Raw genomic sequence first — 16048 nt, forward strand, 5'->3', positions numbered from 1 at the left:
CTTTTTTTATGGCACTCGTCCTATGCCACTCGGACAGGCCGCCTGCCGACAGGGAATTTGTCATTATCGACACGACGGTGCATCGCTGCGCAACGACGAGAACGTAGCGCGCATCGCGCCGTCATGACCGATCGATCAGGAGCCAACGCATGCGATTTTCAGTTCTCAACTCAGACGCCGAACGCAGGGAAGGACTCAAGGCGCTCTTACGGCAAGTCGACCGGCAAGCACGTTTCGGCGAAGCACAGGACTGGCCACAGGCCGAGCGCACGTTGCGCCGTCTGCAGCCCGATCTGTTGCTGATCGACTGGGAGGACTGGATGTCGCCCGCCGACGCCCGCGCGTTGCTCGTCAATCATCCGGGCCTGCCCGTCGCCGTGCTGGTCGACGATATCTCGCCCGCTCACGTGCGCGCGTTTGTCGAGAAAGGCGTGCTCGGCGTGATCCCGCGCTCGACCGACCCGCGCGTGATCGTGCGCGCGCTCGAAATGGTTCTGCTGGGCGTCCATTACATTCCCGCTGGCGCACTGTCGCTCGACGGACGTGCATCGCCAGGCAGACGCGTGCGCCAGCTAGACGACCCACGCTCGCTCGAACTGTTCGCTACGCCGAAGCGGTCAAACCTGACGGGCGGTCTCTCGCCGCGGCAAGAACAGATCATGCGCTGCGTACATATGGGCAGCACGAACAAAATGATCGCTCGCGCGCTGGGCATCAGCGAGGGCACGGTGAAAATCCATCTGGCCACGATCTTCCAGCAACTCGGCGCGCCCAACCGCGCCGCCGCTGTCGCGATCTACAACGGCTGGCTCACCGCGCAACTCGAGGTGCTGCGCAGCGGACAAAACCGCATCCCGCGTCAGGCACGCGTTGCGCCCAACGTCGTACCGCTGCGTCAGCGAAAGCAGCGGACTTTCCGCTATCCGTTGCCCGGCAGCGACACTCCCGCCACCCTGCCGATGGCAGCCGAAGCAACGGCGCCCTACGGCGCGAGGCGCCCGAGCGCGGAACGCGACGATGGCGCGATGTAAAGGTCGAAAGGAATCTGATGTCAATCGACATTAAATCATCGCTGGCATGGAATCCGCTCACACGTTTCACCGTTCAACGAGTAATATGAAGACATGGGTTTCCTCTATACACCGCTTCCGTTGTGGGTCGCTGTCGGTGGCTGGATCGCCGCTGTGGCGCTGCTCGCACTCGCGCTTTGGAAGAACCCGTTCAGACGATTGCAGGAACCCGTGCTTCAGCACGTGTGGCTCGCGATCATCGTCGCCGTCTCGGTGCTGTGGGCAACCAATGCATGGCTCGAAGACGGCACGGTCATTCATCTGCTGGGTGCGACGCTCGTCGTCACGCTCTTCGACTGGGGCCTGGCGCTAATCGCGATGGCCATCGTCACGGGGCTCGCCGCGGTTGTCTTCGATGCACCTTGGCAAGGCATTGCGCTCACGTTTCTCGTCTTCGGCGCCGTGCCCGTCGGAGTCTCGACGCTGCTGCAACGCGCGAGCATTGCCTGGCTGCCACGCAACCTCTTCATGTTCATCTTCGGCCAGGGCTTCGTGTCGCCGGCCATCGCGGTTTCAGTCGCGTCGGCGGTTGCGTTGGCAACACACATCGCGCTCGCCGACGGATCGATGTCCGTTATCCCCGCCGGCTATGCCTTTAGCGTGTTCCTGCTTGCGTCGGGAGAATCGTGGTTCACAGGTATGTCGACTGCGTTGATCGCGGTCTATCGTCCCGCGTGGGTCACCACCTACGATGTGCGCCGCTACCGTCTCGGCGGCCCGCGTACCTGATCGCTTTTCGTTCGTGCATAGAGCAACGACATGGACCTGGCTCTGCCGGGTTCGTAGTCTCTTCATGCGTTCGCGCATCCATGCACCATCCGCCGATCTCTCGCTCATCGAGCCGGCACACCACGACACGACAAAATATTTATGCCAGGATTGAACTCATTCCTGCCGACAGGCATCTTATGTGCCTGAAGTCTTCATAGCATTGACCAAACATAGATGGATCGCACGAACGCACCGCGCCGATTGCCGCGGTTGGTCGGCCGGTTAGCGGTGTGGTTGGCGAGCGCATCGCTCGCTTGCACGCTGCCCGCTTTTGCCGATCAACTCGGACAGCACAACGACCTCGTCAACAAATTCGTCAACGATATGCATGCGGATCCGCTTGTCGCGGACTGCGCCGCGCATGGCAATTTTGTCGCGAGCACATCGACGGCATTCGATCACGTCGAGTTCCCGCCCAGTTCGTTCGACAGCGCTCATGCGGCTGTCACACCCTGGAACGATTCGTTCGACGAAGGCAAGCAGAAGGTCAAGGTCGACAGCATTGTGACCGTCGAAGGTCTGGGCATTCCGCAAGCGGGCGGCGATCCATCACCACTCAAATTCCGCTGCGGCTATGTCGGTGCGCAGATGCTCGCATTCAGCTGGAACGATCCCGTGCCGCCGCTGCGCGCGCACAGCGCCACGTCGTCGGGCTCTCACAGCGCGACGGGCAAACATGCCGTCAGCGGCAAGGGTTCGAAGAAGAACTCCGGCAAATCGACCAAGAGCTCGCCGAACAAGTCGGGCAACAAAAAGTCGGGCAAATCGTCCGGCAAGGCCGTGACGACCAAGAGCAGCAGCACGAAGAAGTCGAGCACAAAGAAGAAGCATTGATGCTGCTTGCGCCTTGTCCGAACATCGGACGGGGCACAGCGCATGATCAACAAAACGAGGCCACGCATTCCACGTGGCCTCGCTTTTTCGCATACCTTGACGACTGGTCAACGTGTCGACACAACACGCGCCTCAGGCGAAGGCCTCCATATGCCAGAGGATAGCCTGCAGCATCGCCGCGCCGAGCGCCGCGCTGCGCTCGCCATTCCAGCCGATGCGTTCGTCGGGCAGATTTGCATTGTCCTTGAACGGCATCTCCAGCGTCAGCGACAGGCAACCGAACTCGTTGCCGATATACTTCGACGCCAGCTTGAGCGCATCTTGCCGATACTTGCTCGATTCGTAACCGTACTTATCCTGGAAATCTGGACTCGCGCGCTTGAAGCCCTCAATGAACGCCGTCTGTTCCTCGCGTTGCCGCTCGGTGAAGCTCGGTAGCATCTCCGAGCCCGCAACGAACACATACGGCAGCGCTTCGTCGCCATGAATGTCGAAAAACAGATCGCAGCCCGTCGCATGGATCGCGTCGCGCACGAGCAGCACTTCAGGACTACGTGCGGCATCCGGCTCCATCCATTCTCGATTCAGATTCGCGCCCGCTGCATTCGTGCGCAGATTGCCGTGCACGCTGCCGTCCGGGTTCATGTTCGGTACGATGTGGAAGTCCGCGTAATCGTAGAGCCTGCGCGCAACGGGATCGCCCGACCAATCGCCCCAGCCCACCAGCCGCTTCACCAGCCCTTCTACGAACCACTCAGCCATCGTCTCGCCGGGATGTTGACGCGCGATGATCCAGATTTTCTTCTTCGGCTTCAGCGTACCGTCGTCGCGCAGCGTCGGCGTGCCGAGGGTCAACACCGACATCGGCCGGCCTTCGACCGTCTTGCCTAGTTCCGTCAGCGCAGCATGCGGCATCTGTTGGACTGCGCCGAGAAATTCCGAGTGGCGCTCTTCGCTATATGGCTCGAAGTACGCGTAGTAGACGCGGTCGAAATCGGGCGTGTGATCGATGGTCAGCACGCGGCCGTCGTACGAGGTCGGCACGCGGAACCAGTTCACACGGTCATAGCTCGCGCAGGCGTGATAGTCGCGCCAGCCTTCGGCGAATGCGCAGTCGGCAGCGTTCTCGAAGGTCATGACGCAGCGCTCGCCTCGGCCACCCGACAGCCGGAAGTAGAACCACTGCGCGAAGTCCGCGTGGCTGTCCGGACGCACGCGCAAACGGATGTTGTCGGCCTGCGCGCAGGACAGGACTTCGATCGCGCCGGCGTCGAAGTTGCTCGTAATGGATAGCGTCATGTTGATGTTCCTGCTGGTTCGGCGCGGCGTCAGTCTGCGACGCGCCGACGAAAGACATAGGTGGAGTCGTTCGAGGCCTGAGCGTCGAATGCATAGCCTTCGGAATCGAATGCCTTCATCTGTTCGGGCGTGTCGAAGCGATTTTCCACCAGGTAGCGCGCCATCAAGCCGCGCGCGCGTTTCGCGTGAAAGCTGATGATCTTGTAGCGGCCGCCCTTCCAGTCTTCAAATACGGGCGTGATCACGGGCGCCGAGAGCTGCTTCGGCTTGACCGACTTGAAATATTCCGTCGACGCGCAATTGATCAGCACGCGCGAGCCGCCCTTCTTTTTTTCCAGTTGCTGGTTGAGCGCCTGCGTGATGCGCGCACCCCAGAATGCGTACAGATCCTTCCCGCGACTGTTCTCGAAGCGCGTGCCCATTTCGAGCCGGTACGGCTGCAACAGATCGAGCGGACGCAACAGGCCATACAGCCCCGACAGCACGCGCACGTGCTGTTGCGCGTAATCGAGATCGGATGCGGACAGCGATTTCGCGTCGAAGCCTTCATACACGTCGCCGTTGAACGCGAGCACGGCCTGCTTCGAGTTCGACGAATCGAAGGTCGGCGACCAGTCGGCGTAACGCTGGAAATTCAAATGCGCGAGCTGATCGGAAATGTCCATCAGCGATGCGATGTCTTGCGGCGACAAACGGCGCAGACCGCCGATCAGTTCGGCGGCGTCATCGACGAAATCGGGGATCGTATGCTTCTTGACGTGCGGCGGCGTCTCGTAGTCGAGCGATTTGGCCGGCGACAGAACGATTATCATAGAGGCTTTCAGGCACGCCGTGCCTGGCGGTCAAAGACGAAAGCCAGATTGTAACGAATGCCCGAAACCCCTGCCTCGCCTGAACAGAACGCGCCTGCTGCCATGCTCGCGGCCGTGCCCGCCGTCGTGCTTGATTCGAACGTGTGGATCGACATTCTCGTGTTCGACGATCCCCACACGCGCCCCATTCTCGCCGCGCTCGAAAGCGGCGCACTGCGCGCGCTGATCGACGCACGGTGTCTCGCCGAGCTGACGCATGTGCTCGATTATCCGCAGTTCGAGAAGCGCGCCGTCGACAAGGCCGCTGCGCTGGCGACGGTCGCGCGCCTCTCGACGTTCGTCCAGCCCGCGCCCGCCGAAGACGCGCGCCCGCTGCCCAAATGCAAGGACCGCGACGATCAGAAGTTTCTCGAGCTCGCGCATGCGATGCAGGCGGACTGGCTGGTCTCGAAGGATCGCGCGGTACTGAGGATGGCAAGGCGGATTGCGCGCGACTTCGGTTTCCGGATCGCACAGCCCGCGCCGTTCGTCGCCGAATGTGCGTTGACAGCCGAAGAAGCCGCGCAAGCCTGACGCCCGCAAGACGCTACGCAATTCATACGCGCAGTCCCGCACACTCAACCGCCGCGCCCTTTTTCCCTACAATCGACATGAACGCACCGCACGATCCGACGACGACTACGCCTATGACCACCACACCCTCGTTCCCGTCCCGTCTGCCGAGCGTCGGCACGACGATCTTCACCGTGATGAGCGCGCTCGCCGTCGAAAAGAACGCGGTCAATCTGGGCCAGGGCTTTCCGGATTTCGATTGCGATCCACGCATCGTCGATGCCGTGTCCAATGCGATGCGCGAAGGACACAATCAATACCCGCCGATGGCCGGCGTCGCACCGCTGCGCCAGGCGATCTCCGAAAAGATCTCGAGCCTGTACGGCCGCCGCTACGACGCGACGACGGAAATCACAGTGACGGCGGGCGCAACGCAAGCACTTCTGACGGCCATCCTGTGTGCCGTTCATCCGGGCGATGAAGTGATCGTCGTCGAACCGACGTACGACAGCTATCTGCCGTCGATCGAACTGGCGGGCGGCAAGCCCGTGTTCGTCACGCTCGACGCGCCCGACTACGCGATCCCGTTCGACAAGCTCGCTGCCGCGATCACGCCGAGGACGCGCATGATCCTGATCAACACGCCACACAACCCGACGGGCACTGTCTGGCGCGCGGAGGACATGAAGAAGCTCGAGGACATCGTACGCGGCACGAATGTTCTGATCCTGTCCGACGAAGTGTATGAGCATATGGTCTACGACGGCGCGCCGCACGAGAGCGTCGCGCGCTATCCGGAACTCGCGCAGCGTAGCTTCGTCGTGTCGAGCTTCGGCAAGACGTATCACGTGACGGGCTGGAAGGTCGGCTATGTCGCCGCGCCCGCCGCGCTGATGGCGGAATTCCGCAAGGTGCATCAGTTCAACGTGTTCACTGTCAACACGCCCATGCAACTCGGCCTTGCGCACTACATGCAAGATCCGGCGCCGTATCTGAATCTGCCCGCGTTCTATCAGAAGAAGCGTGACTTCTTCCGTGCGGGTCTCGCGCAATCGCGCTTCAAGCTGTTGCCGTGCACGGGCACGTACTTCCAGTGCGTCGACTATTCGGCCATCAGCGACATGCCCGAAGCGGAATTCGCGCAATGGCTGACGAGCGAGATCGGCGTGGCCGCCATTCCCGTGTCGGCGTTCTATCACGAGCGGCACGAATCGGGCGTCGTGCGCTTCTGCTTCGCGAAGAAAGAGGACACGCTCGCCACCGCGCTCGAACGGCTGGCGCGTCTCTGATATGGCGCGCGCGATGTTGCGAACGAGCCCGGGTTCTTCGCCATCGCGCGCGATGCGTTGCAGCGCTGGCGCACCGGCATGTCGCGCACGCAGGCGGACTGCACGCTCACTTCTTCTTTTGCGCTTCCATATACGCCTTGCGGTCGTCCGTCACGCGCTGCGCGGCCGGCCGTGCGTTGAGCGTATTCACGTACGGCTTCCAGTCGATCCCGACATCGAGCAAGAAGTCGCGTCCGTAAATGGCTTGCGTCGCCATGCCGACGAGCGGCAGGCTCACGAAGCCCGCGACGTCCGCGATGCTGAAGCGCTCGCCGCGCAGATACGGCGTAAACGCCGCGAGCCGCCGGAAGCCGCGAATATGATGGATCAGCAGTTTCTCGACGCGCCCCTTCGTGGCGTCGGTGATCGTGCCGCCAAAGAACGCCTGCTTGTACAGATTGCGCGCCGTCAGCTCGAGATGCACGTCGACGAACGTGATCAGCTCGCGTTCCTTCGCGGCTTCCCACGGGTCAGGAGAGAAAATCGCCTTGTCGGGATTGGCCGCGGCCAGATATTCGATGATCGCCTGCGACTCGCAGAGGCTGCCGTGCTCCGTCACGATGTACGGCACCTTGCCGAGCGGCGAGTGCGTGAGAAACGCCTCATGCTGGCTCGGCTGCACGGCCACTTCCTCGAACGGAATGCCGAATTCGAGCAGCGCAAACTTGACTTTGTTGTAATAGTTGGACAGCGCAAAACCGTGCAGCTTGATCATCCGGTGTCTCCCTGCGGATGGTTGTCGAAAGACGCTTTGCCGTTCGCCGCGCACGTTGACAATGCGGCGGGCCAGCGCGATGAATTTGGAACGCACGTACTATTTTAGAACAATCATGGAGTGAGTCACATCATGTCACCGTACACCTCTCGCCAGTACAGCATCGAGACTGTCGGCATCGTCGGCACGGGTGCGATGGGACGCGGCATCGCCCAGATCGCCGCGCTCGCGGGCCTCCAGGTCAGGCTCTACGACACGAACGCCGCAGCGGTCGGCGCGGCGCGCGACTATCTGTCCGACACCTTCTCGAAGCTCGTTCCCAAAGGCAAGCTAGACAGTTCGCGTTCGCTCGCGGCGCTTGCCTGCGTGACGGGCGCCAACGCCATCGAAGAACTGAAGGACTGCGATCTCGTCGTCGAAGCAATCGTCGAAAAGCTCGACGTGAAGCGCGCGCTCTTCAAGGAGCTGGAAGGCATCGTCAGCGAACGTTGCATACTCGCGTCGAACACGTCGTCGCTGTCGATCACGGCAATTGCTGCCGCATGCACGGACCCGTCGCGTGTGCTCGGCTATCACTTCTTCAATCCGGTGCCGCTGATGAAGGTCGTCGAAGTGATCGACGGTTTGCGCAGCGATCCCGCCGCCGGCAACGCGCTGATGGATCTCGCACGCCGCATGGGCCATACGCCCGTGCGCGCGAAAGACATGCCTGGCTTCATCGTGAATCACGCGGGCCGCGGCATGAACACGGAAGGCCTGCGAGTAGCGGATGAAGGTGTTGCGAGTTTCGTCGACATCGACCGCATCATGCGCGAGCAGGCGGGCTTCCGGCTCGGACCGTTCGAGCTGCTCGACCTGACCGCGCTCGACGTGTCGCATCCCGTGATGGAATCGATCTATCACCAGTTCTACGAAGAGGCGCGCTTCACGCCGTCGCCGATCACAGGCACGCGCCTCGCGGGCGGCCTGATCGGACGCAAGGCGGGAGAAGGCTTCTATGTCTACGTCGATGGCAAGCAGCAGGCGCCCGCCGAAGCCCCGGCACCAACTGAACTGCCGAAGCGCGTGTGGGTCAGCGCGCGTGGGCCCGCTGCACGCGATGCCGTAGTCGCGCTGATTGCAAGGGCCGGCGTCGCCGTCGACCAAGGTGCGACGCCCGGCGCCGATTCGCTGATCGTCGTGACGCCGCTGGGTTTCGATGCAACGACAGCCGCCGTCGATGAAGGTCTCGATGCGAGCCGCGTCGTCGCCATCGACACGCTCTTCCCGCTCGTCGAAGCACAACGCCGCACGTTGATGACAACGCCCGCGACGACGCGCGCCGCGCGTGATACCGCGCACGCCCTGTTCGCACACGACGGCGTACCCGTCACCGTGATCCGCGATTCGACGGGCTTCGTGGCGCAGCGTGTCGTCGCGACGATCGTCAACATTGGTTGCGATATTGCGCAGCGGCAGATCGCGTCGCCGGAAGACATCGATCTCGCCGTCACGCTCGGCCTCGGTTATCCACGCGGACCGCTGGCACTCGGCGATGCGCTCGGCGCGCAGACCATCCTGACGATTCTGCGCAACATGTTCAAGGTGCTCGGCGATCCGCGCTATCGTCCTTCACCGTGGCTCGCACGCCGCGCGCAACTCGGTATGCCGCTCACGCAACGCGATGCCACCGACAATGACGACAACAACTACGACACTCAGGAGCACGCATAATGGCCGCCGAACTGCTCGCCTCGCGCCCGACCGAAAGCGAATCGACGCTCGTGTTGACACTCTCGAACCCAGGGGCGCGCAACGCGATGCACCCGGACATGTACGCGGCCGGCATCGAAGCGATGAACACGGCCGAGCGCGACGCGTCGATCGGCGCGATCGTCATCACGGGCGCCGACAACTTCTTCTGCGCAGGCGGCAATCTGAACCGCCTGCTCGAGAACCGCGCGAAAGATCCGTCCGTGCAGGCGCAAAGCATCGATCTGCTCGGCGAATGGATTGCCGCACTGCAGGCGTCGTCGAAGCCGGTAATCGCTGCCGTCGAAGGCGCGGCGGCGGGTGCAGGTTTTTCGCTGGCGCTCGCATGCGACCTGATCGTCGCCGCCGACGACGCGAAGTTCGTGATGTCGTACGCGCGTGTCGGCCTCACGCCCGACGGCGGCGGCTCGTGGTTCCTCGCACGTGCGCTGCCGCGTCAGATCGCAACGGAAGTGCTGATCGAAGGCAAGCCGATCGGTGCGCCGCGTCTCTATGAACTCGGCGTCGTCAACCGCCTCGCGAAACCGGGTGCCGTGCGCGATGCGGCTGTCGCGTGGGCCGACGATCTCGGCAAGGTCTCGCCGAATGCAAAGGCACGCATCAAAGGCCTGATCGCGGCCGCGGGCGAGCAGTCGCTGCCCGATCAGCTCGTCGCGGAGCGCGACAGCTTTGTCGCGTCGCTGCATCATCGCGACGGACTCGAAGGCATCACGGCATTCCTCGAAAAGCGCACGCCGAACTACCGATGAGCACGCCCGCTTATCAGTTGCCGAAACGCCGCCGCATCTATCTGATGCGGCATGGCGACGTCACCTACTTCGACAAGTCGGGTGGCACGATCGACCCGGAGCGCGTGCCGCTGAACGAGAAAGGCCGCGCGCAGGCGGATGCCGCCGGTCGTGTGTTCGCGCAACAGAACGTGCGCTTCGATCGCGTGATTGCGAGCGGCCTGCCGCGCGCGGTCGAGACCGCGCAGCGCGTGCTCGCGCAAATGGGCACTGATGCCGCTGTCGAGATCGAGCCCGCGTGGGAAGAAATCCGCAGCGGCAAGCCGGGTTCGCTCCCGCTCGCCGACCTCGAAGCAGCCTTTCTCAGCGCGTTCGACGGCATCGTCGCGGAACACGTGCAGTTTCTCGGTGGCGAAACGATCGGCGAACTGTTCGATCGCGTGCTGCCAGCGCTCGCGGCGCTGCGTAACGATGCAACATGGGACGTCGCGCTGCTCGTGCTGCATGGCGGCGTCAATCGCGCGATTCTCTCGCACGCGATCACGGCGGGCGGCCGCACGTTCTTCGGCCATCTCGCACAGTCAATGGGCTGTATCAATGCGCTCGATGTGGGCGCCGCGCAACGCGACTGGGTCGTGCGGCTCATCAATCACGCCCCGCTTGCGCCACTGCATCGCGAGGTGCGCAATACGTCGATGGAATTGCTGTACGCGCAATTCCTGCAAAGCAGAGGCAGCTAGCAGTCGATCATTCGATCATCCAACGGAGGAGACATGCCGCACGCCGCGACACCAGCCGGATCGACGACTCAAACCGATTACACCGCCTTCGAAGGCACACGTCCCGTCAGCGAACGGCAACGCATCGACATCGAAGCGCTTTCCGCGTGGCTCGCGCAGCACGTTGACGGCTACGCGGGACCGCTGACGCTCGAACAGTTCGCGGGTGGCCAGTCGAATCCCACCTTCAAGCTGATCACGCCGACGCGCGCCTATGTGATGCGCGCGAAACCCGGTCCGTCGGCGAAACTGCTGCCGTCCGCGCACGCGATCGAACGCGAGTATCGCGTGATGCTCGCGCTGCGTGACACCGATGTGCCCGTCGCGACGATGCTCGCGCTGTGCGAAGACGAAAGCGTGATCGGCCGCGCGTTCTATGTCATGGCGTTCGTTCAGGGCCGCGTGCTATGGGATCCCTCGCTGCCCGGCATGACGCCCCCGCAGCGCGCTGCGATCTACGACGAGATGAATCGCGTGATCGCCGCATTGCATACCGTCGATGTCGCCAAGGCCGGGCTTGCGGACTATGGCAGGCCCGGCAACTATCTCGCGCGACAAATCGGCAGATGGAGCAAGCAGTATCAGGCATCGGAAACGGAGCCGATCGACGCGATGCATCGTCTGATCGACTGGCTGCCCCAACATGTGCCCGCCGACACGGGCGAGCGCGCAACCGTCGTGCACGGCGATTACCGGCTCGACAATCTGATCTTCCATCCTCACGAATCACGCGTGCTCGCCGTGCTCGACTGGGAGCTGTCGACGCTCGGCGATCCCCTCGCCGACTTCGCGTATCACTGCATGGCATGGCACGTCGATCCCGCGCAGTTTCGCGGCATTGCGGGTCTCGACTGGCGCGCGCTCGGCATTCCCGACGAGGCACAGTACGTGCAACGCTACTGCGAGCGCACCGGCCTGACAATCCGCGGCGACTGGAACGTCTACCTCGCGTACAACATGTTCCGCATTGCGGCGATTCTGCAAGGAATCATGAAACGCGTCGTCGATGGCACGGCTGCAAGCGAACAGGCGCTCGATGCGGGACGGCGGGCGCGCCCGATGGCGGAACTTGCGTGGCGCTATGCGCAGAAAGTGCGTTGAGTGAACGCGCGCAGCGGCGGCTCTTCCACACATTTACGTTGTAGAACGGATTCGACGTCATCCAGAGGGCAAAATGAATTTCGACTACACCCCGAAGGTTCAGGCATTGCGCGACAAGCTCGTCGCCTTCTTCGACGAGCACATCTATCCGAACGAACAGGCCTTTGCCGCCGAGGTGGCGCGCAACCGTCAGGCGGGCAATGCGTGGGTGCCGACCGAACTCATCGAAAGCCTGAAGCAGCAGGCGCGCAATACCGGTCTGTGGAATCTGTTTCTGCCCGACTCGGAGCGCGGCGCGGGTTTGACGAATCTCGAGTACGCGCCGCTGTGCGAAATCATGGGCCGCGTGCCGTGGGCGCCCGAGGTGTTCAACTGCAGCGCGCCCGACACCGGGAACATGGAAACCATCGAGCGCTATGGGAGCGAGGAAAACAAACGCGAATGGCTGGAGCCGCTGCTGCAAGGCCAGATCCGTTCGGCATTCTTGATGACCGAGCCGGAAGTCGCTTCATCCGATGCGACCAACATCCGGACGAGCATCGTGCGCGACGGCGACTCGTATGTGATCAATGGGCACAAGTGGTGGTCGTCGGGTGCGGGCGATCCGCGCTGCAAGCTGTTGATCGTGATGGGCAAGACGGATCCCGACGCGCCCCGTCATCAACAGCAATCGATGATTCTCGTGCCCGCCGATGCGACGGGTATTACGGTGCATCGTCCGCTGACGGTGTTCGGTTATGACGACGCGCCGCACGGTCACATGGAAATCACGCTCGACGACGTGCGCGTGCCTGCCGCGAATATGCTGCTGGGCGAAGGACGCGGGTTTGAAATCGCGCAGGGGCGATTAGGCCCGGGACGTATTCACCATTGCATGCGATTGATCGGGCTTGCTGAGCGCGCCCTTGAACTGATGTCGAAGCGTGCTCTTCAGCGGGTTGCGTTTGGCAAGCCAATTGCTGCGCAGACGGTCACGCAGGAACGTATTGCGGAGGCACGTTGTTTGATCGAGCAGGCGCGGCTGTTGACGCTGAAGACGGCTTATATGATGGATACCGTCGGTAACAAGGGAGCGCGCGGCGAGATTGCGATGATCAAGGTTGTGGCGCCGAACATGGCTTGTACCGTGATCGATTGGGCGATTCAGGCGCATGGCGCCGCTGGTATGTGCGATGACTTTCCGCTCGCTTATGCGTATACAACCGCGCGGTGGTTGCGGTTTGCGGATGGGCCCGATGAGGTCCATCGCAATGCGATAGCCAAGATCGAGCTGGGCAAGTATGCCCAGCCGGCTGATTCAGGTCCGTTTTGACGTCGGTGTGTTTGTCGCTCCGTCAGCAGGGTTTTGTGAACGGTGATCTAATTTTTTTGTTGTTTGCGACGCTGGGTGTCAGTTTCTGGTCTCGCTGACGGATAGTCCCCAGAAACCGGCAACGCCACGCCGCAGGCAAAAACTCAAAGGAGCACACCAATGATCGACGTCTACAGCTGGGCCACCCCGAACGGCCACAAGATCCACATCATGCTCGAGGAGACAGGCCTCGAATACACAGCACACCCAATCAACATCGGCGCCGGCGACCAGTTCGCGAGAGACTTCCTGGCAATCAGCCCCAACAATAAAATCCCCGCCATCGTCGACACCGAAGGTCCGAAGCGCCCCGACGGCGCGCCGTTCTCCCTGTTCGAATCAGGCGCGATCCTGATCTACCTCGCAGAGAAGACAGGCAAATTCCTGCCCACCGATCCCGCCGCGCGTTACGAAACGCTGCAATGGCTGATGTTCCAGATGGGCGGCATCGGTCCGATGCTCGGCCAGACACACCACTTCCGCGTCTACGCGCCGCAGCCGATCGAATACGCGATCAACCGCTATACGAACGAAGCAAAACGCCTCTACGGCGTGATAGATACGCAACTCGGCAAGACCCGCTATTTGGCCGGCAACGACTATACGATCGCCGATATTGCGACGTTTCCGTGGACCCGCTCATGGCAAAACCAGGGTTTGCAGATCGACGATTATCCGAACGTGAAACGCTGGCACGAAGAAATCGCCGCGCGCCCCGCCGTGCAACGCGGCGTCGAAGTGCTGGCGTCGGCGCGCGTGCCGCTGATGGACGACAAGGCCAAGGAAGTGTTGTTCGGTGCGACACAGTACGCGAAGCACTGAACATCGGCATCGCATGGTGCGAAGTCGCTTCGATGCACCTAGAAATAATGCCGCGTAATGAACTCTGCGACACACACGGGACGCTCGCTCCCCTTCCGCTCGAGCGTCACATTCCACGCGATCTGCACACCACCCTCTTCGACGTCCGTCACGCCCGCGATCGCGAAGCTCGCGCGCAACTGCGAGCCGACGGGCACGGGCGCCGTGAAACGCACGCGATTGAGTCCGTAGTTGACGCCCATGCGCTGCTCGAAGCGAAATGTATCGATGAGCAGCGCCGGAATCAGCGACAGCGTCAGAAACCCATGTGCGATCGGCCCGCCGAACGGCGATTCGCGCTTCGCGCGTTCGGCGTCGACGTGGATCCATTGATGATCGCCCGTTGCCACAGCGAAGCGGTCGACGCTTGCCTGATCGACTTCGACCCAATCGCTGACGCGCGTCGGCTGGCCGACCAGCGCACGCACGTCGTCGGCCGAGCGGAGCGTCAGAGCGGGCGTCAGGTCGGGCGTCATGCGGCAGCCCCGGGATGACGCAGTCCGAAGAGCGCCTTCGATCGCACGGTGATCACCAGCTCGCCATGCTGATTGAACCCCTGCCATTGCGTCGACACGATGCCGCGGTCCGGCTTGCTAGTCGATACGCGCTTGTCGAGCACGCTGTTGGTCATGCGGATCGTGTCGCCGACATGCACGGGCTTCAACCAGCGCAGATCGTCGATACCGGGCGACCCCATCGACGTCGAACCCGCGAGCACATTGCGCACGAGCAAGCCCATCATCACCGAGCACGTATGCCAGCCGCTCGCGATCAGCGTCCCGTATGGCGACGCCGATGCGCCCGCATCACTCACGTGAAACGGCTGCGGATCGAACTGTTCTGCGAACTGGATAATCTCGTCGCGCGTGAACGTGTGCGAGCCGACCTCGTGCGTCGTGCCGACTTCCATGTCCTCGTAGGCCAAATTCATGTTTCACCTCGTTTGCATATATTGTGCGTGCGTTCACGCGCCGGCCGTTGCAAATCCCGGCAGCGACGCAAACCGAGCAAGGTGATGATCGACATCGCCGAGCGTGGTTTCGATGATAGCGAGACGCTTGAACAGGTGCGCGGCCGCCACCTCGTTCGTCACGCCCATGCCGCCGTGCAACTGCACTGCCTGCTGGCCGACGAAGCGCGCCGCTTGCCCCACTCGCACCTTGGCAGCCGACACCGCGCGGCGGCGCTCGTCGGCGTCGTCGCTGCTGTAGCGCACGGCCGCAAGATAGGTGGCCGAACGCGCCTGCTCGGCGTGGATCAGCATCTCGACCATCCGATGCTGCAGCGCCTGGAAGCGCGCGATCGGCACGCCGAATTGCTGGCGGGTCTTCGTGTATTCGACGGTCGCGTGATTCAGTGCGTCGAGCGCACCGACTGCCTCCGAGCACAGCAACACGATGCCGTAGTCGGCGATGTGTTCCAGCGCCGCCGCGCCTGCATGTGAGCCGTTCAGCTTGCGCGCCGGCGTCGCCTTGAAGACGAGCGTCGCGGCGCGTTGGCCGTCGATCGTCCGGTAATCGGTGACCTGTGCGTTTGTCGCGTTGCATGCGACCACGAACAGCGCGATCTCTCCGTCGAGCCGCGCGGGCACGATCCAGTAATCGGCCTGCGCACCATGCAGCACGACCGATTTCGTTCCACTCAATGCGTAGCCGTCGCCTTCAGGCGTCGCTGTCGTGCCGACGGAAAACAGGTCGTAGCGCGCGTGCGGCTCATGAAACGCGACGGCCAGTCTGATCTCTCCTGGCGCCGCGCGTTCCAGCAACGCCGCATCGTCGCCCTCGCCCGTACCGGACAGCTTCAGCGCCTCGATGCCGACGGCCGTCGACCAGTACGGCTCGACGACCAGTGAGCGTCCCAGTTCCTGCATCACGACCAGCATGTCGACCGTGCCGCCATCGAAGCCGCCCCGTGCTTCGGGCACGGGCAACGCAGTCAATCCGAGTTCGGCGAACGCGGACCAATGCTCGTTCGATACGCCTGCTTCCGAACGCACGATTGCCTGGCGCGCTTCGAATGCGTAGTGCCTGTCTAGATAACGGCGCAGCGCGTCGGCGAATTGTTGCTGTTCATCGGTGAAATTGAAGTTCATGCG

Annotated in this window: 17 protein-coding genes; 11 read left to right on the top strand and 6 right to left on the bottom strand. The window is 62.6% G+C overall.

Going from position 1 to position 16048, the window contains the following annotated elements; genetic code table 11:
- Positions 1-149: 149 nt before the first annotated feature.
- The 3 genes from BPHY_RS10075 to BPHY_RS10085 all read left to right on the top strand — a co-directional run bounded on the left by BPHY_RS10075 (position 150) and on the right by BPHY_RS10085 (position 2675).
- Complete coding sequence (locus BPHY_RS10075; RefSeq protein WP_012401364.1) at positions 150-1031, top strand: LuxR family transcriptional regulator; 882 nt, start codon at positions 150-152, stop codon at positions 1029-1031.
- Positions 1032-1124: 93 nt separating this feature from the next.
- Positions 1125-1799, top strand: a complete 675-nt coding sequence (locus BPHY_RS10080; RefSeq protein WP_012401365.1) for an energy-coupling factor ABC transporter permease — start codon at positions 1125-1127, stop codon at positions 1797-1799.
- 216 nt (positions 1800-2015) lie between these two features.
- Complete coding sequence (locus tag BPHY_RS10085; RefSeq protein ID WP_012401366.1) at positions 2016-2675, top strand: BspC domain-containing protein; 660 nt, start codon at positions 2016-2018, stop codon at positions 2673-2675.
- A gap of 132 nt (positions 2676-2807) precedes the next feature.
- On the opposite strand, the gene BPHY_RS10090 is transcribed toward BPHY_RS10085, so the two are convergent.
- Both BPHY_RS10090 and yaaA read right to left on the bottom strand, forming a co-directional pair.
- Positions 2808-3974 (bottom strand): M14 family metallopeptidase, encoded by a 1167-nt coding sequence (locus BPHY_RS10090; protein ID WP_012401367.1) that lies wholly within the window; start codon positions 3972-3974, stop codon positions 2808-2810.
- Between the two features lie 29 nt (positions 3975-4003).
- Positions 4004-4786, bottom strand: coding sequence for a peroxide stress protein YaaA (gene yaaA, locus BPHY_RS10095; RefSeq protein WP_012401368.1), 783 nt, complete (start codon positions 4784-4786; stop codon positions 4004-4006).
- A 57-nt stretch (positions 4787-4843) separates the two neighbouring features.
- On the opposite strand from yaaA, the gene BPHY_RS10100 reads away from it, so the two are divergent.
- The gene (locus BPHY_RS10100) at positions 4844-5359 is read left to right on the top strand and encodes a putative toxin-antitoxin system toxin component, PIN family (RefSeq protein WP_012401369.1); all 516 of its coding nucleotides are present in this window, start codon (positions 4844-4846) and stop codon (positions 5357-5359) included.
- A 77-nt stretch (positions 5360-5436) separates the two neighbouring features.
- On the top strand, positions 5437-6627 hold the full coding sequence (locus BPHY_RS10105) for a pyridoxal phosphate-dependent aminotransferase (RefSeq protein WP_012401370.1): 1191 nt from the start codon (positions 5437-5439) through the stop codon (positions 6625-6627).
- A 106-nt stretch (positions 6628-6733) separates the two neighbouring features.
- Here BPHY_RS10105 and BPHY_RS10110 read toward each other — a convergent pair whose 3' ends face one another.
- On the bottom strand, positions 6734-7381 hold the full coding sequence (locus BPHY_RS10110) for a glutathione S-transferase family protein (RefSeq protein ID WP_012401371.1): 648 nt from the start codon (positions 7379-7381) through the stop codon (positions 6734-6736).
- 132 nt (positions 7382-7513) lie between these two features.
- Between BPHY_RS10110 and BPHY_RS10115 the strand changes: the two genes are divergently transcribed.
- From BPHY_RS10115 to BPHY_RS10140, 6 genes are all read left to right on the top strand, one after another.
- Positions 7514-9094 (top strand): 3-hydroxyacyl-CoA dehydrogenase, encoded by a 1581-nt coding sequence (locus BPHY_RS10115; RefSeq protein ID WP_012401372.1) that lies wholly within the window; start codon positions 7514-7516, stop codon positions 9092-9094.
- Positions 9094-9882 carry an oxepin-CoA hydrolase, alternative type gene (locus BPHY_RS10120; RefSeq protein WP_012401373.1) on the top strand — a complete coding sequence of 263 codons (789 nt, stop codon included), beginning with the start codon at positions 9094-9096 and terminating at the stop codon, positions 9880-9882. Before BPHY_RS10115 ends, BPHY_RS10120 begins: the two co-directional genes overlap by 1 nt.
- The gene (locus BPHY_RS10125; protein WP_012401374.1) at positions 9879-10601 is read left to right on the top strand and encodes a histidine phosphatase family protein; all 723 of its coding nucleotides are present in this window, start codon (positions 9879-9881) and stop codon (positions 10599-10601) included. Before BPHY_RS10120 ends, BPHY_RS10125 begins: the two co-directional genes overlap by 4 nt.
- A 33-nt stretch (positions 10602-10634) precedes the next feature.
- Positions 10635-11741: a phosphotransferase gene (locus tag BPHY_RS10130; protein ID WP_012401375.1), complete on the top strand. Its 1107-nt coding sequence runs from the start codon at positions 10635-10637 to the stop codon at positions 11739-11741.
- A 73-nt stretch (positions 11742-11814) separates the two neighbouring features.
- Entirely contained in the window at positions 11815-13053 is a 1239-nt protein-coding gene (locus tag BPHY_RS10135; RefSeq protein WP_012401376.1) for an acyl-CoA dehydrogenase family protein, read from the top strand.
- A gap of 159 nt (positions 13054-13212) precedes the next feature.
- Positions 13213-13914, top strand: a complete 702-nt coding sequence (locus tag BPHY_RS10140; protein WP_012401377.1) for a glutathione binding-like protein — start codon at positions 13213-13215, stop codon at positions 13912-13914.
- Positions 13915-13952: 38 nt separating this feature from the next.
- Here BPHY_RS10140 and BPHY_RS10145 read toward each other — a convergent pair whose 3' ends face one another.
- The 3 genes from BPHY_RS10145 to BPHY_RS10155 are packed head-to-tail and all read right to left on the bottom strand — an operon-like array spanning position 13953 to position 16045.
- The gene (locus tag BPHY_RS10145; RefSeq protein WP_012401378.1) at positions 13953-14429 is read right to left on the bottom strand and encodes a MaoC family dehydratase; all 477 of its coding nucleotides are present in this window, start codon (positions 14427-14429) and stop codon (positions 13953-13955) included.
- Complete coding sequence (locus tag BPHY_RS10150) at positions 14426-14884, bottom strand: MaoC family dehydratase (RefSeq protein ID WP_012401379.1); 459 nt, start codon at positions 14882-14884, stop codon at positions 14426-14428. The genes BPHY_RS10145 and BPHY_RS10150 overlap by 4 nt, the downstream gene beginning before the upstream one ends.
- 33 nt (positions 14885-14917) lie before the next feature.
- Entirely contained in the window at positions 14918-16045 is a 1128-nt protein-coding gene (locus tag BPHY_RS10155; RefSeq protein WP_012401380.1) for an acyl-CoA dehydrogenase family protein, read from the bottom strand.
- Between the last annotated feature and the right edge of the window lie 3 nt (positions 16046-16048).

It is taken from the genome of Paraburkholderia phymatum STM815 (assembly GCF_000020045.1).
GTDB classification, from domain to species: Bacteria; Pseudomonadota; Gammaproteobacteria; order Burkholderiales; family Burkholderiaceae; genus Paraburkholderia; species Paraburkholderia phymatum.

What these genes read in the sequence shown, in the direction of transcription:
- BPHY_RS10075 (WP_012401364.1), top strand. Translation starts at nt 150, where the DNA reads ATGCGATTTTCAGTTCTCAACTCAGACGCCGAACGCAGGGAAGGACTC.
- BPHY_RS10080 (WP_012401365.1), top strand. Translation starts at nt 1,125, where the DNA reads ATGGGTTTCCTCTATACACCGCTTCCGTTGTGGGTCGCTGTCGGTGGC.
- BPHY_RS10085 (WP_012401366.1), top strand. Translation starts at nt 2,016, where the DNA reads ATGGATCGCACGAACGCACCGCGCCGATTGCCGCGGTTGGTCGGCCGG.
- BPHY_RS10090 (WP_012401367.1), bottom strand. Translation starts at nt 3,974, where the DNA reads ATGACGCTATCCATTACGAGCAACTTCGACGCCGGCGCGATCGAAGTC.
- yaaA (WP_012401368.1), bottom strand. Translation starts at nt 4,786, where the DNA reads ATGATAATCGTTCTGTCGCCGGCCAAATCGCTCGACTACGAGACGCCG.
- BPHY_RS10100 (WP_012401369.1), top strand. Translation starts at nt 4,844, where the DNA reads ATGCCCGAAACCCCTGCCTCGCCTGAACAGAACGCGCCTGCTGCCATG.
- BPHY_RS10105 (WP_012401370.1), top strand. Translation starts at nt 5,437, where the DNA reads ATGAACGCACCGCACGATCCGACGACGACTACGCCTATGACCACCACA.
- BPHY_RS10110 (WP_012401371.1), bottom strand. Translation starts at nt 7,381, where the DNA reads ATGATCAAGCTGCACGGTTTTGCGCTGTCCAACTATTACAACAAAGTC.
- BPHY_RS10115 (WP_012401372.1), top strand. Translation starts at nt 7,514, where the DNA reads ATGTCACCGTACACCTCTCGCCAGTACAGCATCGAGACTGTCGGCATC.
- BPHY_RS10120 (WP_012401373.1), top strand. Translation starts at nt 9,094, where the DNA reads ATGGCCGCCGAACTGCTCGCCTCGCGCCCGACCGAAAGCGAATCGACG.
- BPHY_RS10125 (WP_012401374.1), top strand. Translation starts at nt 9,879, where the DNA reads ATGAGCACGCCCGCTTATCAGTTGCCGAAACGCCGCCGCATCTATCTG.
- BPHY_RS10130 (WP_012401375.1), top strand. Translation starts at nt 10,635, where the DNA reads ATGCCGCACGCCGCGACACCAGCCGGATCGACGACTCAAACCGATTAC.
- BPHY_RS10135 (WP_012401376.1), top strand. Translation starts at nt 11,815, where the DNA reads ATGAATTTCGACTACACCCCGAAGGTTCAGGCATTGCGCGACAAGCTC.
- BPHY_RS10140 (WP_012401377.1), top strand. Translation starts at nt 13,213, where the DNA reads ATGATCGACGTCTACAGCTGGGCCACCCCGAACGGCCACAAGATCCAC.
- BPHY_RS10145 (WP_012401378.1), bottom strand. Translation starts at nt 14,429, where the DNA reads ATGACGCCCGACCTGACGCCCGCTCTGACGCTCCGCTCGGCCGACGAC.
- BPHY_RS10150 (WP_012401379.1), bottom strand. Translation starts at nt 14,884, where the DNA reads ATGAATTTGGCCTACGAGGACATGGAAGTCGGCACGACGCACGAGGTC.
- BPHY_RS10155 (WP_012401380.1), bottom strand. Translation starts at nt 16,045, where the DNA reads ATGAACTTCAATTTCACCGATGAACAGCAACAATTCGCCGACGCGCTG.